This is a genomic window from Wenzhouxiangella limi (genome assembly GCF_010499265.1).
Lineage (GTDB): Bacteria > Pseudomonadota > Gammaproteobacteria > Xanthomonadales > Wenzhouxiangellaceae > Wenzhouxiangella > Wenzhouxiangella limi.
The window spans coordinates 147,235-165,481 of sequence record NZ_JAAGSC010000031.1 but is presented as its reverse complement, the minus strand read 5'-3'; the positions used below and the strand labels follow the sequence as shown (position 1 = coordinate 165,481).

Sequence of the window (18,247 nt, the reverse complement as noted above, 5' to 3'; positions counted from 1 at the left end):
TGCCGGCTGCGGTCGTAGGGGGAGGTTCAGCGTCCATTGCTTGATTCATAAGGGTTGGGAAAGCCAAGCTCAGCCAGAAGCTCGATCTCGCGAGATTCCATAACGCCGGCTCGTTCGCCATCAATATGGTCAAAGCCCTGCAAATGCAAGAGCCCATGTATCACCAGATGTGCCCAGTGGGCCTCCAGGTCCTTGTCCTGCTCGGCGGCTTCGCGTTCGATGACCGGCGCGCAAAGCACGACATCGCCGAGAACGCGAACATCGTCCGCGGCGGGCATATCGGCGGGAAAACTCAGCACATTGGTTGCCGAATCCTTGCCGCGCCATTGCCGGTTCAGGGCCCAGCCCTCCGCCAGATCGACGATTCTGACATTGACCATTGCCGCACCCTGCCCGGCCAGCACGTGTTGAACCCACCTCTCGATCCGGGCGTCCTCGGGGATCTTTGGATCCTGCAGCTGACGCTGGATTTCCAGTTCGATCACGGTTTGTCCTGTCCGCCGATGTCGGCAGCTTCATAGGCTTCGACGATACGCCGCACGATGGGATGACGAACCACGTCCCGGGCATCGAAGAAAGTCTGGCTCACGCCTTCGACTTCGCGCAGCAAGCCGACCGCCTGGCGCAGGCCCGAGGTCACTTTCGGCGGCAGGTCGATCTGGGTCAGGTCCCCGGTGATGACCGCGCGCGAGCCGAAGCCGATCCGGGTCAGAAACATCTTCATCTGCTCCGGCGTGGTGTTCTGGGCCTCGTCGAGGATCACGAAGGCGTCGTTAAGGGTGCGTCCGCGCATGTAGGCCAGCGGTGCGACTTCGATCACGTTGCGCTCGGTCAGGCGGGCGGCGCGCTCGAATCCGAGCATTTCGTAGAGCGCATCGTAGAGCGGCCGCAAGTAGGGGTCGACTTTCTGGGCCAGATCGCCGGGAAGAAAGCCCAGGCGCTCACCGGCCTCCACGGCTGGGCGGACCAGCACGATTCGCTGGACCCGGTCCTTTTCCAGGGCGTCCACGGCGCAGGCCACGGCCAGAAAGGTCTTGCCGGTACCGGCCGGGCCGACGCCGAAGTTGACGTCGTTGGCGGCAATTCTCTCCAGGTAGCGCTTCTGGTTGGGTCCGCGACCGCGAATCATGCCGCGCCGGGTCTGGATACTGACTTCGGCCGCGCTCTCGTCTTCGTCCAGGCCGGCCTGCTGCAGCTGAAGATTGACCAGCGCGGGGGTGAGGATTTCGCGTTCGGCCTGCCGATACAGCTTGCGCAAAACGCGTCGCCCGGCGCGAACGGCATCAACCTCGCCTTCCAGGCTGAACAGGTTGCCGCGCGCAGCGATGGAAATGCCAAGGCGCTTTTCGATCAGCCGCAAATGGTCATCAAGCTGCCCGCACAGGTTCGCCAGCCGCTCATTGTCGGCCGGTTCAAGTTCCAGGGTCAGTGCGGTCTCGGCCGCGGAGGCTCCAGGGGTGGTCATCAGGCAGCAACGCTGCCGGATTCGGAATCCAGTCGCCCGCGAAGGGAATTGGCCATCGCCGCGGTGATGTGCACATCGACCATACGCCCGACCAGTTCGGCCGGCCCCGGGAAGTTGACCACGCGGTTGTTTTCTGTCCGTCCCGCGAGTTCGGCGGCATTCTTGCGGCTGTGGCCTTCGACCACTACCCGCTGTCGCGTTCCCACCATTTGCTCCGCGAATTGCCGGGCCTGGACATTGAGCTGGTCCTGCAAACGCTGCAGGCGCTGTTTTTTCTCCTCGAGACCCACGTTGTCCGGGTAGCTGGCCGCCGGGGTGCCCGGACGCGCCGAGTAGATGAAACTGAAGCTCTGATCAAACTCAAGCTCGCGCACCAGGTCCAGCGTGTGCTGGAAATCCTGCTCGGTCTCCCCGGGGAAGCCAACGATGAAGTCCGAAGATAGCGCGATATCCGGCCGGACCTCGCGCAGGCGGCGAATCTTTTGCTTGTACTCCAGCCGGGTGTGCCCGCGCTTCATCAGCCCAAGCACGCGATCCGATCCGGACTGCACCGGCAGGTGCAAGTAGTTGGCCAGCTTCGGCACGTCGGCAAAGGCCTCGATCAGGCTGTCCGAGAATTCGACCGGATGCGAGGTCGTGAAGCGGATGCGTTCGACCCCGTCGATATGGGCAACATACCGGATCAACAAGGCGAGATCGGCGCTGCCGCCGTCGTACATCGGACCGCGGTAGGCGTTGACGTTCTGGCCGAGCAGGTTGATCTCGCACACGCCTTGAGCGGCCAGTCCGGCAACTTCGGCAATCACGTCGTCCAGCGGGCGACTGACTTCTTCCCCACGCGTGTACGGCACCACGCAGAACGAGCAGTACTTGCTGCAGCCTTCCATGATCGAAACGAAAGCGCTGGCGCCCCGTGCACCGGCCGCCGGCAAATGATCAAACTTCTCGATCTCCGGGAAACTCACGTCGATGGCCGCACCACCCTGCTGACGGACCTGATCGACCATCTGCGGCAGGCGATGGATCGTCTGGGGCCCGAAGACCAGGTCCACGAACGGCGCCCGACGACGAATACCCTCGCCTTCCTGGCTGGCCACGCAGCCGCCCACGCCGATGACCACGCCGGGTCTGCGCTCCTTGAGCGGCCGCCATTTGCCGAGTTGGGAAAAGACCTTCTCCTGGGCTTTTTCACGGATCGAGCAGGTGTTGATCAGGATGACGTCGGCCTCTTCGGCCCGCTCGGTCAGTTCCAGGCCGTGGGAGGCGGCGAGCACGTCGGCCATCTTCTCCGAGTCGTACTCGTTCATCTGGCAGCCGTGGGTCTTGATATAGAGCTTTCCAGCCATCCGCGTATTCTAGCGCACCAGGCTGACGCGGGACATCGACGCCGCGCACGCAGAGCCTGACCGGAAGGGCAAGGCACGGTAGCGAACGCGTCGGGTAATGCGACAGACCAGCTCGTAGGGAATGGTGTCGGCGCCGTCGGCCACCGTTTCCACCGGCAGCCCCCGGCCCCACAGCACCACCCTGTCCCCGATCCGCGCTTCAGGGCAGGCCGCGAGGTCCAGCGTCACCATGTCCATCGAGACCCGGCCCACGACGCGACAGAGCTTGTCGCCGACCAGTACCGGCGTGCCGTCGGCCACGCTGCGCGGATAACCGTCGCCGTAGCCGATCCCGGCCACGCCGACGCGAAGATCACGCTCGGCGGTAAAGCGAGCGCCATAGCCGATCGACTCCCCGGCCGGTACGCGATTGATGGCCAGCAACTCCGCTTGCAGGCTCATCGCCGGCTGCAGGTCCAGATCCGGTCCGGTGCGATCGGGCAGGGGCGAAATACCGTATAGCAGAACACCCGCCCGCACCCAGTCGCGGTGCGCATCGGGATGTTCGAGGATGGCGGCCGAGTTGGCCAGGCAATGTTCACCATCCAGACCGACCACGGCTGCGTCGAAGCGCGCGATCTGCTCGCGCACGAGGCGATCGTCAGGATCCTCGGCGCTGGCAAAATGGCTGACCAGGTTGACCTGTTTCACGCCTGGCAAGGCCTTGAGTCGGCCGTGCAGCTCGGCCACCCGGGCCGGCTCGACACCCAGCCGATGCATGCCCGAATCCACCTTCAGCCACAGCCTGGGCGTGGGCGCATGCCCGTAACGAGCCAGCATCTCGACCTGATCGGGATGATGCAGAGTCAGCTCCAGGCCCAGGCTTTCGGCAACGGCCAGATCCGACGAATCCAGCACGCCTTCGAGCAACAGCACCGGCTGCCGGTTGCCCAGCCGGCGAATCGCCCGAGCCTCGTCAAGCGTGGCTACGGCAAGCATGTCGGCGGCCTCGAGAGCCGGCAGCACCAGGTCGATCCGATGACCGTAGGCATCGGCCTTGACCACGGCCATGACCCGACTGCGGGGGGCCTGCCGACGCACGACCGCCAGATTGTGGGCGACGGCATCCGGTTCGATTCGGGCGAGGGTATTGCGCGCCACGCGAGCCTCAGCCGTCCTGGCCGTAGTGGTCGTAGGTGAAGTCGCGAAAACGCAGGAACTCGCCCTGGAAACTCAATGGAAAGCTGCCGGTGGCGCCGTTGCGGTGCTTGCCGATGATGATCTCGGCCTTGCCCTTGTCGGGCGAGTCCTCGTTGTAGACCTCGTCGCGGTAAATGAACAGGATCAGATCGGCGTCCTGCTCGATGGCGCCCGACTCGCGCAGATCGGCCATCTTGGGGCGCTTGTCGGGCCGTTGCTCCAAGGCTCGGTTGAGCTGCGAAAGCGCCACAACCGGTACGTTCAGCTCCTTAGCAAGCGCTTTAAGACTACGCGATATCTCACTGATTTCATTTGTTCTATTCTCCGAACTCCCCGCAACCTTCATCAGCTGCAGGTAGTCGATGACGATCAGGCCGATATCGTGCTCGCGCTTCATCCTGCGCGCTCGCGCGCGAAGATCGATCGGAGAGAGCGACGGGGTCTGATCGATGAACATCTGCGCGCCCTTGAGCATGGTCATCGCCGAGCGCAGGTTGACCCAGTCGTGGTTGTCGAGCTTGCCGGTGCGCAGCTTGTCCTGGCCGATCTGGCCCAGCGAGGAGAACAGGCGCATCACCAGCTGGGTGTCGGACATTTCCATCGAGAAGATCGCCACGGGCACCTTGTAGCGGATCGAGGCGCGCTCGGCGATATTCATTGCCAGGGTGGTCTTGCCCATCGACGGGCGGGCGGCGACGATGATCAGGTCGGTGGGCTGAAGACCGGCCGTGCGCGAATCCAGTTCGGCAAAACCGGTCGGCACCCCGGTCAGCTCGCCCTCGTTTTCCTGAAGCTCGTTGAGCAGGTCCATGGCCTGGGCCATGACCGACTGCACCGTCACGTAACCCGAGGAGCGGTGGGCGCCTCGATCGGCAATCGCGTAAATGCGCTGCTCGGCCTCCTCCAGCAGTTCCTTGCTGTCGCGACTGCCACCCTGAAGAGCGTCTTCGGCGATTCCGGAACCGATATCGATGAGCTGGCGCAGGATGGACTTTTCGCGCACGATGCGCGCGTAGCCAATGATGTTGGCCGGCCCCGGCGTCTCGTTGGCCAGCATCGTGATGTAGGCACCAGCGTCGACCCGATCCAGCTTGCCGTGACGCTGAAACCACTCGGTGACGGTCACGGCATCCACCGGCTGGCCCTGCTGGAACAGCTCGGCCATGGCGCGGAAGATCAGGCGGTGGTTCTCGCGGTAGAAATCGTTTTCGTCGACCTGGTCGGCGATCTTGTCCCAGGCATTGGCCGAGAGCATCAATGCCCCGAGCAAGGACTGCTCCGCCTCGCCGGAATTGGGCGGGGCCTTGACGTTGCTCAACGAAGACAGTCGGGCTTCAGCGACCATGGCCGGGGATTGCTCGGGGAAGAATCACGGAAACGACCAGAGCAGTATAGGGATTCGGGCCCGGCATGACCAGCCGGGCCGGAAGGCCCCGCAACCCGATGGATTGCGGGGAGGGAGAGACCGCCCGAAGCGGAATCGCCTTCAGCTTGCCTCGCCGACCACGTTGATGCTGACTTCAGCCTGGACGTCGGCGTGAAGAATCAGGTTGACCGTGTATTCACCCGGCAAGCGAATCGGACCATCGGGCATGTCAACTTCCGATTTCTCCACCTCATAACCCATTTCGGTCAGCTTGGCGGCAATCTCGTGCGGATTGATCGAACCGTAAAGACGGCCTTCCGGGCTGACCGCGGCGAAGAATTCCACCGCTTCCAGACCGTCGATCGCCTCGCGCCGGGCTTCGGCCGCGGCGAGCTTTTCGTTGGCGTGACGCAGGAGTTCATCGCGACGCGCCTCGAAGTGTTCAACGTTTTCCGGAGTGGCCGGCACCGCCTTTCCGCCCGGCAGGAGAAAGTTGCGACCGTAGCCCGGACGCACCGTGACGGTATCACCGAGATCACCGAGGTTGTAGACTTTTTCAAGCAAAATCAGTTTCATGGCTGCTCCGTCCTCAGTGATTGTCGGAGTACGGCAGCAACGCCAGGTAGCGCGCACGCTTGACCGCGGTCGCCAGCTGACGCTGATATTTCGCCTTTGTGCCGGTAATCCGGCTGGGAACGATCTTGCCGGTTTCGCTGATGAAATCCTTGAGCAGATCCACATCCTTGTAGTCGACCTGCTCGATCCCTTCGGCGGTAAACCGGCAGTATTTGCGCCTTCTCATGAATCGGGCCATGCTCAATTCTCCCGCTTGGTGTTGTCAATCTCGGTGGCGTCGCCGTCTTCGGCATCGTCCCGATCGTCGTCTTCGTCATCGCTGTCGTCATCAGCACTGCTTTCTTCATCGACCGCTGCGCGACGACGATTATCCCGCTCGTCCTTGTTTTCCTTGCGCTTGAGCATGATCGAGGGCTCGGATTCGGCCTCTTCCTTGCGCACGATCAGATGCCGCAGAATGGCGTCGTTGAAGCGGAAAACGCCCTCCAGTTCTTCAAGGGTGGCGGCATCACACTCGATGTTGAGCATCAGGTAATGCGCCTTGTGGAGCTTGGCGATGGTGTAGGCCAACTGCAGACGGCCCCAGTCTTCGCTGCGGTGCACCTTGCCGCCGTTGGTCTCGACCAGCGACTGGTAGCGCTCCAGCATGCCGGGCACCTGCTCGCTCTGGTCCGGGTGGACCAGCAGCACGATCTCGTAGTGTCTCACGTTGTCATCTCCTTACGGTTTCTCGGGGCAGACGACAACATCGCCACCCCTCCAAAGCCCCCGGTCAGCGTTGTTACAAACGTCCGCCGTGGAGCAAGGCGCCCGCCCGCAGTGGGCTGGCCAGCCGGCAAGTATACCCGGAAATCGACCGTCAGGCCAGCTTGACGCGACCCAAGATCATCAGCCGACGGTAAAGCTTTCGCCGCAGCCGCACTCGCCGGTCACGTTGGGGTTGCGGAAGCGGAACTCCCGCACCAGACCTTCGTGGACGAAGTCGACTTCGGTGCCCATCACCATCGGCAACGCCTTGTCGGACACCACCACTTTCAGCCCACGAGCTTCGAAAACATGGTCCGACGCCTCGGCATCCCGCGCGATACCGACATCGTAAGCCCAGCCGGAACAGCCGGTCCGGCGCACGTCGACCCGCAGGCCGATACCGCCTTCGCGGGCCATGAAGTCGCGCACCCGCTCAGCTGCCGCGTCGGTCAGGGAAATCTGGTCATTGTTCATCAGCTGCCATCCGTTCGGGTTGCTCAATCCATTATTATCAGGGTTATCAATCCCTCATTCAACGACAGGACGCATTCATCACCATGCTCACTGCAAGCGTGCGCGACGTGCTGGCCGGCAAATTCGCCGCTGGCACCGAAGTACTGGTCCAGGGCTGGGTTCGCACCCGCCGGGACTCGAAAGCCGGGTTTTCTTTCATCCACGTCAACGACGGCTCCTGTTTTGCCAACCTGCAGCTGGTCGCCGACCAGAGCCTGCCCAATTACGACGACGGCATCCTGCGTCTGACCAGCGGCGCTTCGGTACGCTGCCGAGGCACGGTGGTCGAATCGAAAGGCCGCGGCCAGAGCCTGGAAATCCAGGCCGACGCCATCGAGATTCCCGGCCTGGTCGAAGATCCGGACCATTACCCCATCCAGCCCAAGCAGCATTCGTATGAATTCCTGCGCTCGGTTGCCCACTTGCGGCCGCGGACCAATACTTTCGGTGCGGTCACGCGCATCCGCCACGCGGCTGCACGCGCCATCCACGACTTCTTCGACCGCAGCGGTTACTTCTGGGTCAATACCCCGATCATCACAGCGTCCGATGCCGAGGGTGCCGGTCAGCTGTTCCGGGTCAGCACGCTGGACCTGATGAACCTGCCGCGAACAGACAACGGCCGGGTCGACTTCGGTGAGGATTTCTTCGGCCGCGAGACGTTCCTGACCGTATCCGGCCAGCTCAACGTCGAGGCCTTCTGCCTGGCGATGAGCAAGGTCTATACTTTCGGCCCGACCTTCCGGGCCGAAAACTCCAACACCAGCCGCCACCTGGCCGAGTTCTGGATGGTCGAGCCCGAGGTCGCCTTCGCCGACCTGGACGACCTGGCCACTCTGGCCGAAGAATTCCTTAAATTCGTGTTCGCACAGGTGCTGGAACGCTGCCCCGACGACATGGCATTCTTTGCCGAAGGCGTCGAGCCGGATGCCATCCAGCGCCTCGAGTCCCTGGTCGACAGCCGTTTTGTTCGCATGGATTATGGTGAGGCCGTCAAGATCCTGCAGGCCTCCGGGCGCTCGTTCGACTTCAAGCCCGAGTGGGGGGTCGATCTGCAGACCGAGCACGAACGCTTCCTGACCGAGCAGCACTGCAAGGCCCCGGTCGTGGTCATGAACTACCCGGACGAAATCAAGGCCTTCTACATGCGCTTAAACGACGACGGCAAGACCGTGGCGGCGATGGACGTGCTCGCCCCCGGCATCGGCGAAATCATCGGCGGGAGCCAGCGCGAAGAGCGCCTGGACGTGCTCACTCGCCGCATGGCTCACCACCAGCTAGACGAAAGCGAGTACGGCTGGTTCCTCGATTTGCGCCGCTACGGCACCGTACCGCACGCCGGGTTTGGTTTGGGCTTCGAACGCCTGCTGAACTACATCACTGGCCTAAGCAACATTCGCGACGTGATCCCGTACCCCAGAACACCCGGCAGCGCGCCGTTCTGAGCGACGTCATGACCGAAATCACGCTGCCCGACGGCCAGCGTCTGCTTGACGCGATTCTCGAGCAGGCTTTCAACTCGGTCGTCATTACCGACGCGCGCTTCGACCACGGTGGACCGTTGATCGAAAAGTGCAACCCGGCATTCTGCCGCATGACCGGCTACCCGGCGGCCGAACTGATCGGCCAGTCGCCGCGCATCCTGCAGGGCCCCGAGACCGATCCTGCCGTCATCGAGCGGCTTCGCAACTGCCTGCACGAGGGCCGGTTTTTCCAGGGCGCAACCGTCAACTATCGCAAGGACGGCACCCCCTACAACGTCGAGTGGAATATCTCGCCGATCCGCGACAGCCAGGGCGCGATCCGCCATTTCGTCTCGCTGCAGCAAAACATCACTGCCCGCGTGCAGGCCGAAAGCGAGCGCAACCTGATGGCGCGGGCACTCAACGTTGCCCGGGACCCGATCCTGATCACCGATGCCCACGCACGAATCGTGTTCGCCAACCAGGCTTTCGAACAGCTGACCGGCTACGAGAGCACCGAGATCCTCGGCAGAACCCCGAAGTTCCTGCAGTCCGGCCAGCAAGCCGATGATTTTTACAGCCTGCTCAAGGACGCGCTCGCCCGCGGGCAGGCCTTCCGGGCCACCTTCGCCAACCTTCGCAAGGGCGGCGACATCTACTACGCCGACCAGAGCATCACGCCGATCAATGATGCCGGTGGCACCGTCCGACATTTCGTCAGTATCAGCAAAGATGTCACCCACAAGGTCATGCAGGAACAACAGCTGTCGGAAGAAGCCAGCCGTGATCCGCTGACCGGCCTGTTCAACCGGCGAACAGGAGAGCGGATTCTCGCCCGAGCCCACCAGGCCGCGACCACCGACGATCGGCCCTTTGCCGTGCTGATCGCCGATATCGACCACTTCAAGCAGGTCAACGATCAGCATGGTCACGCCAGCGGTGACCGGGTCCTTCAGCAGGTTGCCAACGTCATGAAAAACCAGATTCGGGAGACCGACCGCGCCATCCGCTGGGGCGGCGAGGAATTTCTGGTGGTGCTGGACAACGCCTCGAAGAACGACGCCCTGTCCACGGCCGAGCGAATTCGGGCGGCGGTGGAAGCGATCAGCGATTTTGAGGTCGGACCCATCACGCTGTCGCTGGGCTGCGGCCAGTGGCAACCGGTCGAATCACCCGAAGCACTGGTACGCCGGGTCGATATCGCGCTGTATGCTGCCAAAAAGTCAGGCCGCAATCGAGTCCAGACGGCAGCAAACGGGTCGGCTACAGGACCCGGCGATGCCGTCAGCTAAACACCTGGCCGGCCAGCCAGAACCAGAAAGGCACCGTCAGGGCTGAACACAAAACGCCCCAGGCCACCATGGCGGGGGCCAGACGCAGCGCCAGTCCAGCCGAGGTCAGAAGGGCGGCGGCCGTGATCATGGGCGGCATGGCCGACTCCAGTACGGCGACCATGGCGACGTCGGGCTCGGCCCCGAACAGCAGGGCCATGATCATCGCCAGCCCCGGCAGAACCGCCAGCTTGCCGAGCAGGCCAATCACCAGCGGCCAGCGGTCCCTGCGCACCAGGCGCAAACGCAGACTCATCCCGATCGCCAGGGTGACCAGCGGCAGCAGCATGTCGGCGAAGCGTTCGATGATCTGCATCAACCAGGCCGGGAACCAGTGGTTGCCGAGCACGAGCGCAAACAACAGGGCAAGAAAAGGCGGAAAGCTCGCAATACGCCGCCCCATCGAGCGAAAGTCCGGGTTCGCGCCCTCTCCGTACCAGCCGACCACGAAAAGCACGTGCGTGCACACGATCAGAAACGAGCCGAACTGGTCGTAGACCACCGCGAGGCGAATGAACTCCTGGCCCAGAAGCGCCTCGATCAGCGGAAAACCCAGAAACGACGTATTGCCCAGCGGAATCAGCACCAGCAGCGCCGCCGTGGCTTCGCGCGACAGCGCCATTACGCGGGCCAGCGGCAGAATTACCAGTACAGTCGTCGCCAGCAGCAGCCACGGGATCAGAATCAGCGGCAGCAGCGACCAGGCCGGCTCCAGCGTGGGCACGTGGATGACGATCAGCGCCGGCAGGCAAAGGGTAATCACCACCCGGTTGAGCACGTCCGGCGTGGCCTCGGGCAGAAGGCGGGCGCGGGCAAAAAGCCATCCGGCCGCGATCAGCGTCAATATGATCAGGTAAGAGGTCACGAGCGGGCAGGATCAGCAGATGCTGATATCATAAGGCATCGTTCCTGGAGGGGATGGGAGACCGTGCCGAACTCGGCCTCGGACCGCTGCAATCATCTTCTGCCCGCGGCCTGGTTTGCCCAGGTCTTTGCCGTACTGCTGCTGATCTGGATAGCCCTGAACGGGTTCAGCGGTCTCCTGGTGGGGACCATGGCGGCGCTCGCCGGAGCAGCACTGGGCGCCTGGCTGGCGCCGGAAGAACCTTACCCCTGGCGTCCGCTGCGCTGGCTGGCCTTCGCCGGATTCTTCCTGTGGGAATCCTTCAAGGGCGGCTTTGACGTTGCCCTGCGTGCGCTCAAGCCCACCCTGCCCATCGAACCGGATTTTCACCAGCACGCCATTGCCCTGCCCCCGGGCAAACCGACCACCTTGCTGATCAGCTTCATCAGCCTGCTGCCGGGCACGCTCAGCGTCAGGTTGGACCAGTCCGGGACGGAACTGATCGTGCATTCTCTCGTCCCGGAGACCATGGCGTCGGTCGATCGACTCGAACACGAACTGAGCCGGGTATTCGAGCACGCAAGGAGCAACTCGTGATCGACATCGCGCTGCCCGCCATCGTCCTTTTTCTGATCATCAATCTGATCGCCGGAATGTTGCGGGTCTACCGCGGCCCAACCCTGGCCGACCGCATGCTGGCCGCGCTGCTGTTCAGCACCACCACGGTAGCCGCCTTGCTGGTGCTCGCCGAATGGATGCAATTGCCATCCCTGCGCAACGTGGCCTTACTGATCGTGATGCTGGCCAGTATCCTGTCGCTGGCCTTTGTGGGGCTCCCGGCCGGACGCGAAGAAGCGGCGGACGAGCAGTGACGATCGCCGACAGCATCGCGCTGATCCTGCTGCTTGCCGGCTGCGCCTTCTACCTGGCCGGCACGATCGGCCTGCTGAGATTTCCGGATGTCTACTGCCGCCTGCATGCCCTGGCCAAGGCAGACAACACCGGACTGTGTCTGATCTGCGTCGGCCTGGCCATCCTGAGCGCCGACTGGCAGGTCGCCGCCATACTCGCCCTGGTGTGGCTGGTCGGGCTGCTGGCGGCCACAGTTTCGGCGCACCTCATCGCCCGTCATGCCCACAGTGCCGGCAGAGTGCCTGCGCGCTCGGGGCCCAGCCGCAGATGATCGGCCTGGCCCTGGATCTGCTGATCATCGTCAGCCTGATCGGATTGGCCATCCAGTCAATCAACGCGGCCTCACTGTTTCGCGGCATCCTCCATTTCGTGGTCCTGGGACTGGCGATGTCGCTGGCCTGGGCCCGGCTGGACGCGCCCGACCTGGCCATGGCCGAAGCCGCCATCGGGGCCGGCGTGACCGGCGCATTGATGATGATCGCCTATCGACGACTGATCGAGATTCAGCCCGATCAGGAAAGCAGTTTGCGCCCCCCCCCATCCCGTCTTGCCGTGCCGATCGCGCTGGCCGCCGGCGCCCTGGTCGGGGTGATCGGTCTGGCCGCCATTCAGGCCGAGCCCATGCCCGCTCTTGCCGGCACTGCCGTGCTGGAAAACCTCGGATCGACCGGCCTGGGCAACCCGATCACGGGGGTACTGCTGCTGTTTCGCGGCTTCGACACCCTGCTGGAGATCACCGTGCTGCTGGCGGCACTGCTGTCGGCACAGGCAGTCACGCGTCAGGTCGACCTGGATCAATCGCTCACCACCCAGGATCCGGATACGCCGCTGGTCGGGGCGCTGCTGGCGATCGTCGTACCGCTGACGGTGCTGGTCTCGGTGCACCTGCTCAAAGCCGGCGGTCAGGAAACCGGCGGCGCCTTCCAGGCCGGCGCCGTACTGGCCGCGTGCGGGGTACTGCTGGTGCTGACCGGACGCCTCGGCGCGAGCCGGCAATACAGTCCGCTAGTCAATACCGGCCTGCTGGTCGGCCTGCTCAGCTTCATCCTCATCGGACTGGCCCCGCTGCTGTGGGGTCAGCCCCTGCTGGCGTTGCCGGGCTTGTGGGCGATCTACTGGATCGAAAGCGCGATGATGATCTCAATCGCCCTGACCCTGGTGCTGCTGTTTGCCGGTGCCGGCAGCCTGAAGCGTCGCGATCATGGATAGCGCCACGCTCTACGTCCTTGCCGCAGCCGTGCTTTTCGGAATCGGCGTTCACGGCCTGATCGTCAGCGCCCACCTGATGCGCAAGCTGTTTGCCATCAACATCATGGGAAGCTCGATCTTCATCCTGCTGGTGGCAACCGCGACGCCGATCTCCGGCCAGGCCGATCCCATTCCGCAGGCGCTGGTCCTGACGGGCATTGTCATCGCCGTCTCGGCAACGGCCTTCGGTCTGGCGCTAATGGTTCGGATGAGCCAGGAAACCGGCAAGGCGACCCTGGCCGTCGAGGACGAGCCGGAGAATGACGACTGAAGCCCTGGCGCTGATCGTCTTTCTGCCGCTGCTGGCCGCGGCCGGCGCGGTGGTACTGCCAACAGCCTGGCTGGGGCTGAGTATCCGCGTCGGGCTGATGCCGCTGCCGTTATTGCTGCTGATCCCGACGCTGGAGGTGCTGGAAAACGGAGCGTATCGAATAGCTCTGGCCGGCCATTCGGCCCCGCTGGGCATCGCATGGCAGCTGGACCCTCTGAGCCTGTTGATGCTTTGGCTCAACGTCGGCATGACCCTGCTGATCAGCCTGCATGCCAACTGCTCGTTCCGGCCCGGTCAACCCCACGCCCATCGCTTCTGGCCGCTCTGGCTGCTGTTGTTTGCCGGCATGAACGCGCTGCTTCTGTCGGCCGACCTGTTCAATATCTACGTGACCCTGGAGCTGGTCACCCTCACCGCGATCGGTCTGATTGCCCTGGAAGGCAAGCCGCCGGCCCTGCGCGCGGCGATGCGCTACCTGCTGCTGGCTCTGCTGGCCTCGTTGCTGTACCTGCTGGGCGTGGGCCTGATCTATGGTCAAACCGGGGTGCTCGATCTGTACCTGCTTGCCGAGCGTCTGGCACCCGGGTGGCTGTCGGTGACGGCCATTGCCCTGATGATCGTCGGTCTGCTGATCAAGGCGGCCATTTTCCCGCTGCACGCGTGGTTACCGGCGGCCCACGGCAACGCTCCCGGCCCGGTCAGCGCCATCCTGTCGGCCATGGTGGTCAAGGTCTCCATCTATCTCATCTGGCGGCTCTGGTTTTGGGGAGTGCCGGAATGGGACCTGGACAGGGCTGCCCTGCTGCTTGGTGTGCTGGGCGGCATGGCCATCGTCTACGGCTCGCTGGCCGCCCTGGTCCAGCAGCGCCTGAAACTGATCATCGCCTACTCCACCGTTGCGCAGTTGGGCTACCTGCTGCTGCTGTTCCCGCTGGCCAGCACGCTGGCGTTCCAGGCGGCCAGCTATCACCTGCTTTCCCACGGTATGGCCAAGGCCGCCATGTTTCTGGCCGCCGCCAACATTCTTCGAAGCCTGGGCACCGACCGCTTGCGCCATCTTGCCGGCATCGATCAGCGTCTGCCGCTGGATGTTTTCGCCCTGGCGCTGGGCGGCGTGAGCATCATGGGGCTGCCGCCGAGCGGCGGATTCCTGGCCAAATGGCTGTTTCTTGAAGCAGCCTGGAGCGCACGAGCCTGGAGTTGGCTGATCCTCATCGCCCTAGGCGGCCTGCTCGCTGCCGCCTACCTGTTCCGGGTGCTGGCCGTGGTCTGCCTGCATCCGCGACGTCGCGGCAACCATCGACACCTGAAGCGCACGCCCGACACAGCCAGTCTGGCAGCTATGCTGCTGGCCGTCGGCGCCATCATCGCGGGCTTTACCTCGGCACCGATTCTGGATCTGGTCGAGGCCGGTCTGCCGCCGGGGCTGCCGCGATGATGGACCAGCTGATGTTCTGGACGCCTTTGCTGACGGTCATCGTCTCGGCGCTGACCGGTATCGTGATCTTTGTTGCCGGCGAGCGTCATGCGCTGCTGCGCATCATCCTGAACCTGGCGGCCGCGATCGCGAAGTTGCTGCTGGTGGTGATGATCGGCCTGCTGGTGCGCAACGGGTTTACGCCGGAGTTCCGGGTCTCCCTGGTGCCAGGACTGGACCTGGTCCTGAGAGCGGACGCGTTGAGCATGCTGTTTGCCTCCTTGTCGGCGGTCCTGTGGCTGGTGACCACCGTTTATGCCATCGCCTACCTGGAACGCTCGCCCAACCGAGCCCGGTTTTTCGGTTTCTTCAGCCTGTGCGTCGCCGCGACCATGGGCATCAGCATGGCCGGCAACCTGCTGACCTTCTTCATCTTTTATGAACTTCTCACGCTCACCACCTGGCCGCTGGTGGTTCATAACGGGACCGCGACCGCGATTCGCGCCGGGGGCACGTATCTGCGCTACACGCTATCTGGCGGGGCGCTTTTTCTGGTTGGACTGGTCTGGCTGTACGGAATCAGCGGACCCCAGGCTTTCGTTGCCGGTGGCACGCTGGCCGACCATGCCGTAGACGCCCGGCTAAGCCTGCAGATCATCTTTGTCCTTTTGACCATCGGCATGGGGGTCAAGGCCGCCCTGTTCCCCCTGCACGGCTGGCTGCCCAAAGCCATGGTCGCGCCGGCGCCGGTCAGCGCATTGCTGCACGCGGTCGCGGTGGTCAAGGCCGGCGCTTTCGGCCTGATCCGGCTGGTCGAAGACGTCTACGGCGCCGATCTGGTCGCCGATCTCGGCCTGGACCTTCCGCTGCTGCTGATCGCAGCATTCACCATCCTGTACGGATCCGTACAGGCGCTGCGCCAGGTGGACCTGAAGAAACGGCTGGCCTTTTCCACCGTCAGCCAGGTCTCCTACATCATTCTGGGCATCGCCATCGGCGGCCCGGTCGCCACCGTCGGTGGCATCGTTCACCTGGTCCACCAGGGCCTGATGAAGATCATCCTGTTCTTCTGCGCGGGGATCTTTGCCAACCTGCTCGGCGTCAAGCGTATCGATCAGCTCGACGGCATCGGTCGGCGCATGCCCTGGACCAGCACCAGTTTCACCGTCGGTGCGCTGGGCATGATCGGTCTGCCGCCGGTCGCCGGTTTTGTCAGTAAATGGTATCTGGGCGCCGGCGCGGTCGAAGCCGGAAGAACATGGGTCGTGGCCATACTGGTGACCAGCAGCGTGCTCAACGCCGCCTACTTCCTGCCGGTGCTCAAGCGAATCTGGCTGCATCCGCCCCCTGATCAGTGGCCCCACGAGGCCCGGGTCAGCCGGCTCGAGACCGGCTCTCTGGTGGGCTCGGCCATCGTTGCCGCCGTGCTGTCGCTGGGCGTGGGCTTGCTGGCGGGTCATCCGCTCAGCCCCCTGAACTGGGTGGACAGCATTGTCGCGGGGTACTTCCCATGAGTGCGGTCCTCGCCGTGGTGCTGCCGCTGACGCTGATGCTGCTGTTTCCCGCGCCGGAGCGTTACCGGCGCCTGGCGATCGCGCTGACGCCCTGGTCGGGCGCGGCTTTGTTCTTGCCGCTGCTGACCCGGCCGGAAGTCGCCTTTTCGTGGCCGCTACTGGGGGTTTCTCTGCGCGTTGACGAAGTCAACCAGCCACTGATCCTGTTGACAGCAGTGGCCTGGAACCTGAGCGCCTGGTTTGCCTGGAACACCATCGAGCGCGACCGGCGCTGGTTCTGGAGCGGCTGGCTGGGCGCACTAAGCGGGATGAGCCTGCTGCTGCTGGCCGGCGATATCGCCTCGTTCTACATAGGCTATGCGCTGCTGACCCTGTCGGCCTATCTGCTGATCACCCACGAACACAATCCCCAGGCCTGGCGGGCGGCCCGGGTTTACCTGGTCATGGCCTTCGTGGGCGAAGCCGCGATTCTAAGTGGCATCCTGCTACTGGCTGGAACCATCGGAAACGCTGATTTCGCCAGCTTTACAGGTCATCATGAAACGCTTTCCGCCTCCCCGGCCCGCTGGCTGCTGCTGGCCGGCTTCGCGGTCAAGATGGGCATCATGCCGCTGCATCTGTGGCTACCGCTGGCCCATCCGGTGGCTCCCGTCCCCGCCAGCGCCATTCTGTCAGGCGTGATCGTCAAGGCTGGCCTGATGGGCTGGCTGCGTTTCGTCCCCGGCCTGCCCGAAGATCCGGCCTGGATCGGCTGGACCCTGATCTGGCTGGGCCTGTTCACGGCATTTGCCGGCGTAGTGATCGGGCTCACCCAGGAGCGCATCAAGACCGTGCTGGCCTATTCCACGATCAGCCAGATGGGCCTGATCCTTGCCGCATTCGGCCTGACCATCCTGCTGCCCGATCAGCGCAACGCCTTGCTGGCGCTGGTTGGCTTCATGGCGCTGCACCACGGTCTGAACAAGGCGGCCCTTTTCCTTGCCTGCGGCAGTTCACTCGCCCTCGGCCGCATCGGCACAGTCCTGTTCGCGCTGCCTGCGCTGTCGCTCTCGGCCTTCCCCTTCACCAGCGGCTACCTGGCCAAGAACGCGCTGAAGGCCGCCGTGCATCACACGCCGGCAGAGATCCTGGGCGTCGTCCTGGCCCTGACGTCAACGGCCACGGCACTGTTGCTTTGGCATGCCTGGCAGATCGCTCGCCATACCCGCACCCGAAACCCGTCACTACAACCATCCTGGGCCCTGCTGGTTCTCTCTGGACTGGTTCTCCCCTGGATCTGGGCCGCGGGGCATGACCTGATTGAACCCGTCAAGATCTACATGCTGTGGGCCGCTGTCTGGCCGCTGATCCTGACCGCTGTTATCGTCGCGGCAGCGGTGAGGCTGAACTGGCGTGCTTCCGGGCAGATTCCGGAAGGGGATCTCGTCGTCCTCGTCGAACAATTGGCCGGCCATCTGCCGCGACTCCTTGCCCAGCGCGAGCGCCGTCACCGGCCGCATTCGCATCTGCTGGACCGCCTGCACCAGCTGCAGGGATTTTTCGAGCATCACCAGCGCAGCGTCCAGGCCACCGGGCTGGCGGCGCTGTTGCTGATCGGACTGTTGTGGTTGACGTTGTGGAACTGACTTTGCCGAACCCTGGAGTTCGATCCCGCATTGGGGTGGTCAAAATAAAAATACCCGCGCTTTGGCGGGATTTCTGGATGGTGGCAGTACCGGCGCGCGGGATTACGGTGGCCGGGGATTGCTGATGCTTGCGCATCAGCGCTCTCCGGTCGCTGCGCGACCTCCGAGTCGAACCCTGGAGTTCGATCCCGCATTGGGGAGGTCAAAATAAAAAGGCCCGCGCTTTGGCGGGCCTTTTTATTTTGGCGTCCCCACGGGGATTCGAACCCCGGTCGCCGCCGTGAAAGGGCGGTGTCCTAGGCCTCTAGACGATGGGGACTAAAACCGTAAAACATCGTGCCTAGGTCGAATTCTGGTGGAGCCAGGCGGGATCGAACCGCCGACCTCTACAATGCCATTGTAGCGCTCTCCCAGCTGAGCTATGGCCCCA

At 63.7% G+C, this 18,247-nt stretch carries 20 protein-coding genes and 2 tRNA genes; 10 read left to right on the top strand and 12 right to left on the bottom strand.

Translation table 11 applies throughout. The annotated features are described in order from the left end of the window. Window positions 1-26: 26 nt before the first annotated feature. The 9 genes from ybeY to G3I74_RS02360 form a co-directional block, all read right to left on the bottom strand. Complete coding sequence (gene ybeY / locus G3I74_RS02400; RefSeq protein WP_164209932.1) at window positions 27-485, bottom strand: rRNA maturation RNase YbeY; 459 nt, start codon at window positions 483-485, stop codon at window positions 27-29. Continuing rightward, window positions 482-1,465, bottom strand: coding sequence for a PhoH family protein (locus tag G3I74_RS02395; protein WP_164209930.1), 984 nt, complete (start codon window positions 1,463-1,465; stop codon window positions 482-484). Before G3I74_RS02395 ends, ybeY begins: the two co-directional genes overlap by 4 nt. Beyond that, a complete protein-coding gene (gene miaB, locus G3I74_RS02390; RefSeq protein WP_164209928.1) occupies window positions 1,465-2,811 on the bottom strand; it encodes a tRNA (N6-isopentenyl adenosine(37)-C2)-methylthiotransferase MiaB in 1,347 nt (448 codons plus the stop codon). Before miaB ends, G3I74_RS02395 begins: the two co-directional genes overlap by 1 nt. Window positions 2,812-2,820: 9 nt before the next feature. Further along, entirely contained in the window at window positions 2,821-3,951 is a 1,131-nt protein-coding gene (alr, locus tag G3I74_RS02385; protein WP_164209926.1) for an alanine racemase, read from the bottom strand. A 7-nt stretch (window positions 3,952-3,958) separates the two neighbouring features. Beyond that, window positions 3,959-5,335 (bottom strand): replicative DNA helicase, encoded by a 1,377-nt coding sequence (dnaB, locus tag G3I74_RS02380; protein WP_164209924.1) that lies wholly within the window; start codon window positions 5,333-5,335, stop codon window positions 3,959-3,961. 141 nt (window positions 5,336-5,476) lie between these two features. Beyond that, window positions 5,477-5,932: a 50S ribosomal protein L9 gene (gene rplI / locus G3I74_RS02375; RefSeq protein ID WP_164209922.1), complete on the bottom strand. Its 456-nt coding sequence runs from the start codon at window positions 5,930-5,932 to the stop codon at window positions 5,477-5,479. A gap of 13 nt (window positions 5,933-5,945) precedes the next feature. Beyond that, window positions 5,946-6,170 (bottom strand): 30S ribosomal protein S18, encoded by a 225-nt coding sequence (gene rpsR / locus G3I74_RS02370; RefSeq protein ID WP_164209920.1) that lies wholly within the window; start codon window positions 6,168-6,170, stop codon window positions 5,946-5,948. 2 nt (window positions 6,171-6,172) lie between these two features. After that, window positions 6,173-6,640: a 30S ribosomal protein S6 gene (rpsF, locus tag G3I74_RS02365; RefSeq protein ID WP_164209918.1), complete on the bottom strand. Its 468-nt coding sequence runs from the start codon at window positions 6,638-6,640 to the stop codon at window positions 6,173-6,175. Between the two features lie 180 nt (window positions 6,641-6,820). Beyond that, window positions 6,821-7,153, bottom strand: coding sequence for a HesB/IscA family protein (locus tag G3I74_RS02360; protein WP_164209916.1), 333 nt, complete (start codon window positions 7,151-7,153; stop codon window positions 6,821-6,823). Between the two features lie 83 nt (window positions 7,154-7,236). Here G3I74_RS02360 and asnS point away from each other — a divergent pair, with 83 nt between their 5' ends. Then, window positions 7,237-8,637 carry an asparagine--tRNA ligase gene (gene asnS / locus G3I74_RS02355; RefSeq protein ID WP_164209914.1) on the top strand — a complete coding sequence of 467 codons (1,401 nt, stop codon included), beginning with the start codon at window positions 7,237-7,239 and terminating at the stop codon, window positions 8,635-8,637. A gap of 8 nt (window positions 8,638-8,645) precedes the next feature. After that, complete coding sequence (locus tag G3I74_RS02350) at window positions 8,646-9,947, top strand: sensor domain-containing diguanylate cyclase (protein ID WP_164209912.1); 1,302 nt, start codon at window positions 8,646-8,648, stop codon at window positions 9,945-9,947. Here G3I74_RS02350 and G3I74_RS02345 read toward each other — a convergent pair. Next, window positions 9,940-10,851: an AEC family transporter gene (locus tag G3I74_RS02345; RefSeq protein ID WP_338063042.1), complete on the bottom strand. Its 912-nt coding sequence runs from the start codon at window positions 10,849-10,851 to the stop codon at window positions 9,940-9,942. The genes G3I74_RS02350 and G3I74_RS02345 overlap by 8 nt on opposite strands. A 63-nt stretch (window positions 10,852-10,914) precedes the next feature. On the opposite strand from G3I74_RS02345, the gene G3I74_RS02340 reads away from it, so the two are divergent. The 8 genes from G3I74_RS02340 to G3I74_RS02305 are packed head-to-tail and all read left to right on the top strand — an operon-like array spanning window position 10,915 to window position 17,817. Then, window positions 10,915-11,427, top strand: a complete 513-nt coding sequence (locus G3I74_RS02340; RefSeq protein ID WP_338063041.1) for a Na+/H+ antiporter subunit E — start codon at window positions 10,915-10,917, stop codon at window positions 11,425-11,427. Next, window positions 11,424-11,702 (top strand): MrpF/PhaF family protein, encoded by a 279-nt coding sequence (locus G3I74_RS02335; protein WP_338063040.1) that lies wholly within the window; start codon window positions 11,424-11,426, stop codon window positions 11,700-11,702. The genes G3I74_RS02340 and G3I74_RS02335 overlap by 4 nt, the downstream gene beginning before the upstream one ends. Beyond that, window positions 11,699-12,013 (top strand): monovalent cation/H(+) antiporter subunit G, encoded by a 315-nt coding sequence (mnhG, locus tag G3I74_RS02330; RefSeq protein WP_203594525.1) that lies wholly within the window; start codon window positions 11,699-11,701, stop codon window positions 12,011-12,013. The genes G3I74_RS02335 and mnhG overlap by 4 nt, the downstream gene beginning before the upstream one ends. Then, on the top strand, window positions 12,010-12,951 hold the full coding sequence (locus tag G3I74_RS02325; RefSeq protein ID WP_164209905.1) for a hydrogenase subunit MbhD domain-containing protein: 942 nt from the start codon (window positions 12,010-12,012) through the stop codon (window positions 12,949-12,951). The genes mnhG and G3I74_RS02325 overlap by 4 nt, the downstream gene beginning before the upstream one ends. Then, entirely contained in the window at window positions 12,944-13,261 is a 318-nt protein-coding gene (locus tag G3I74_RS02320; protein WP_164209902.1) for a sodium:proton antiporter, read from the top strand. The genes G3I74_RS02325 and G3I74_RS02320 overlap by 8 nt, the downstream gene beginning before the upstream one ends. Beyond that, entirely contained in the window at window positions 13,251-14,699 is a 1,449-nt protein-coding gene (locus tag G3I74_RS02315) for a complex I subunit 5 family protein (RefSeq protein WP_164209900.1), read from the top strand. The genes G3I74_RS02320 and G3I74_RS02315 overlap by 11 nt, the downstream gene beginning before the upstream one ends. Next, the gene (locus tag G3I74_RS02310) at window positions 14,699-16,192 is read left to right on the top strand and encodes a complex I subunit 5 family protein (protein ID WP_239056522.1); all 1,494 of its coding nucleotides are present in this window, start codon (window positions 14,699-14,701) and stop codon (window positions 16,190-16,192) included. The genes G3I74_RS02315 and G3I74_RS02310 overlap by 1 nt, the downstream gene beginning before the upstream one ends. After that, the gene (locus tag G3I74_RS02305; protein ID WP_164209898.1) at window positions 16,189-17,817 is read left to right on the top strand and encodes a complex I subunit 5 family protein; all 1,629 of its coding nucleotides are present in this window, start codon (window positions 16,189-16,191) and stop codon (window positions 17,815-17,817) included. Before G3I74_RS02310 ends, G3I74_RS02305 begins: the two co-directional genes overlap by 4 nt. A 243-nt stretch (window positions 17,818-18,060) precedes the next feature. Here the strand turns inward: G3I74_RS02305 and G3I74_RS02300 are convergent. Both G3I74_RS02300 and G3I74_RS02295 read right to left on the bottom strand, forming a co-directional pair. Next, window positions 18,061-18,136: transfer RNA gene (locus tag G3I74_RS02300), tRNA-Glu, on the bottom strand. Between the two features lie 34 nt (window positions 18,137-18,170). Beyond that, a tRNA-Ala gene (locus G3I74_RS02295) sits at window positions 18,171-18,246 on the bottom strand. Window position 18,247 lies beyond the last annotated feature (1 nt).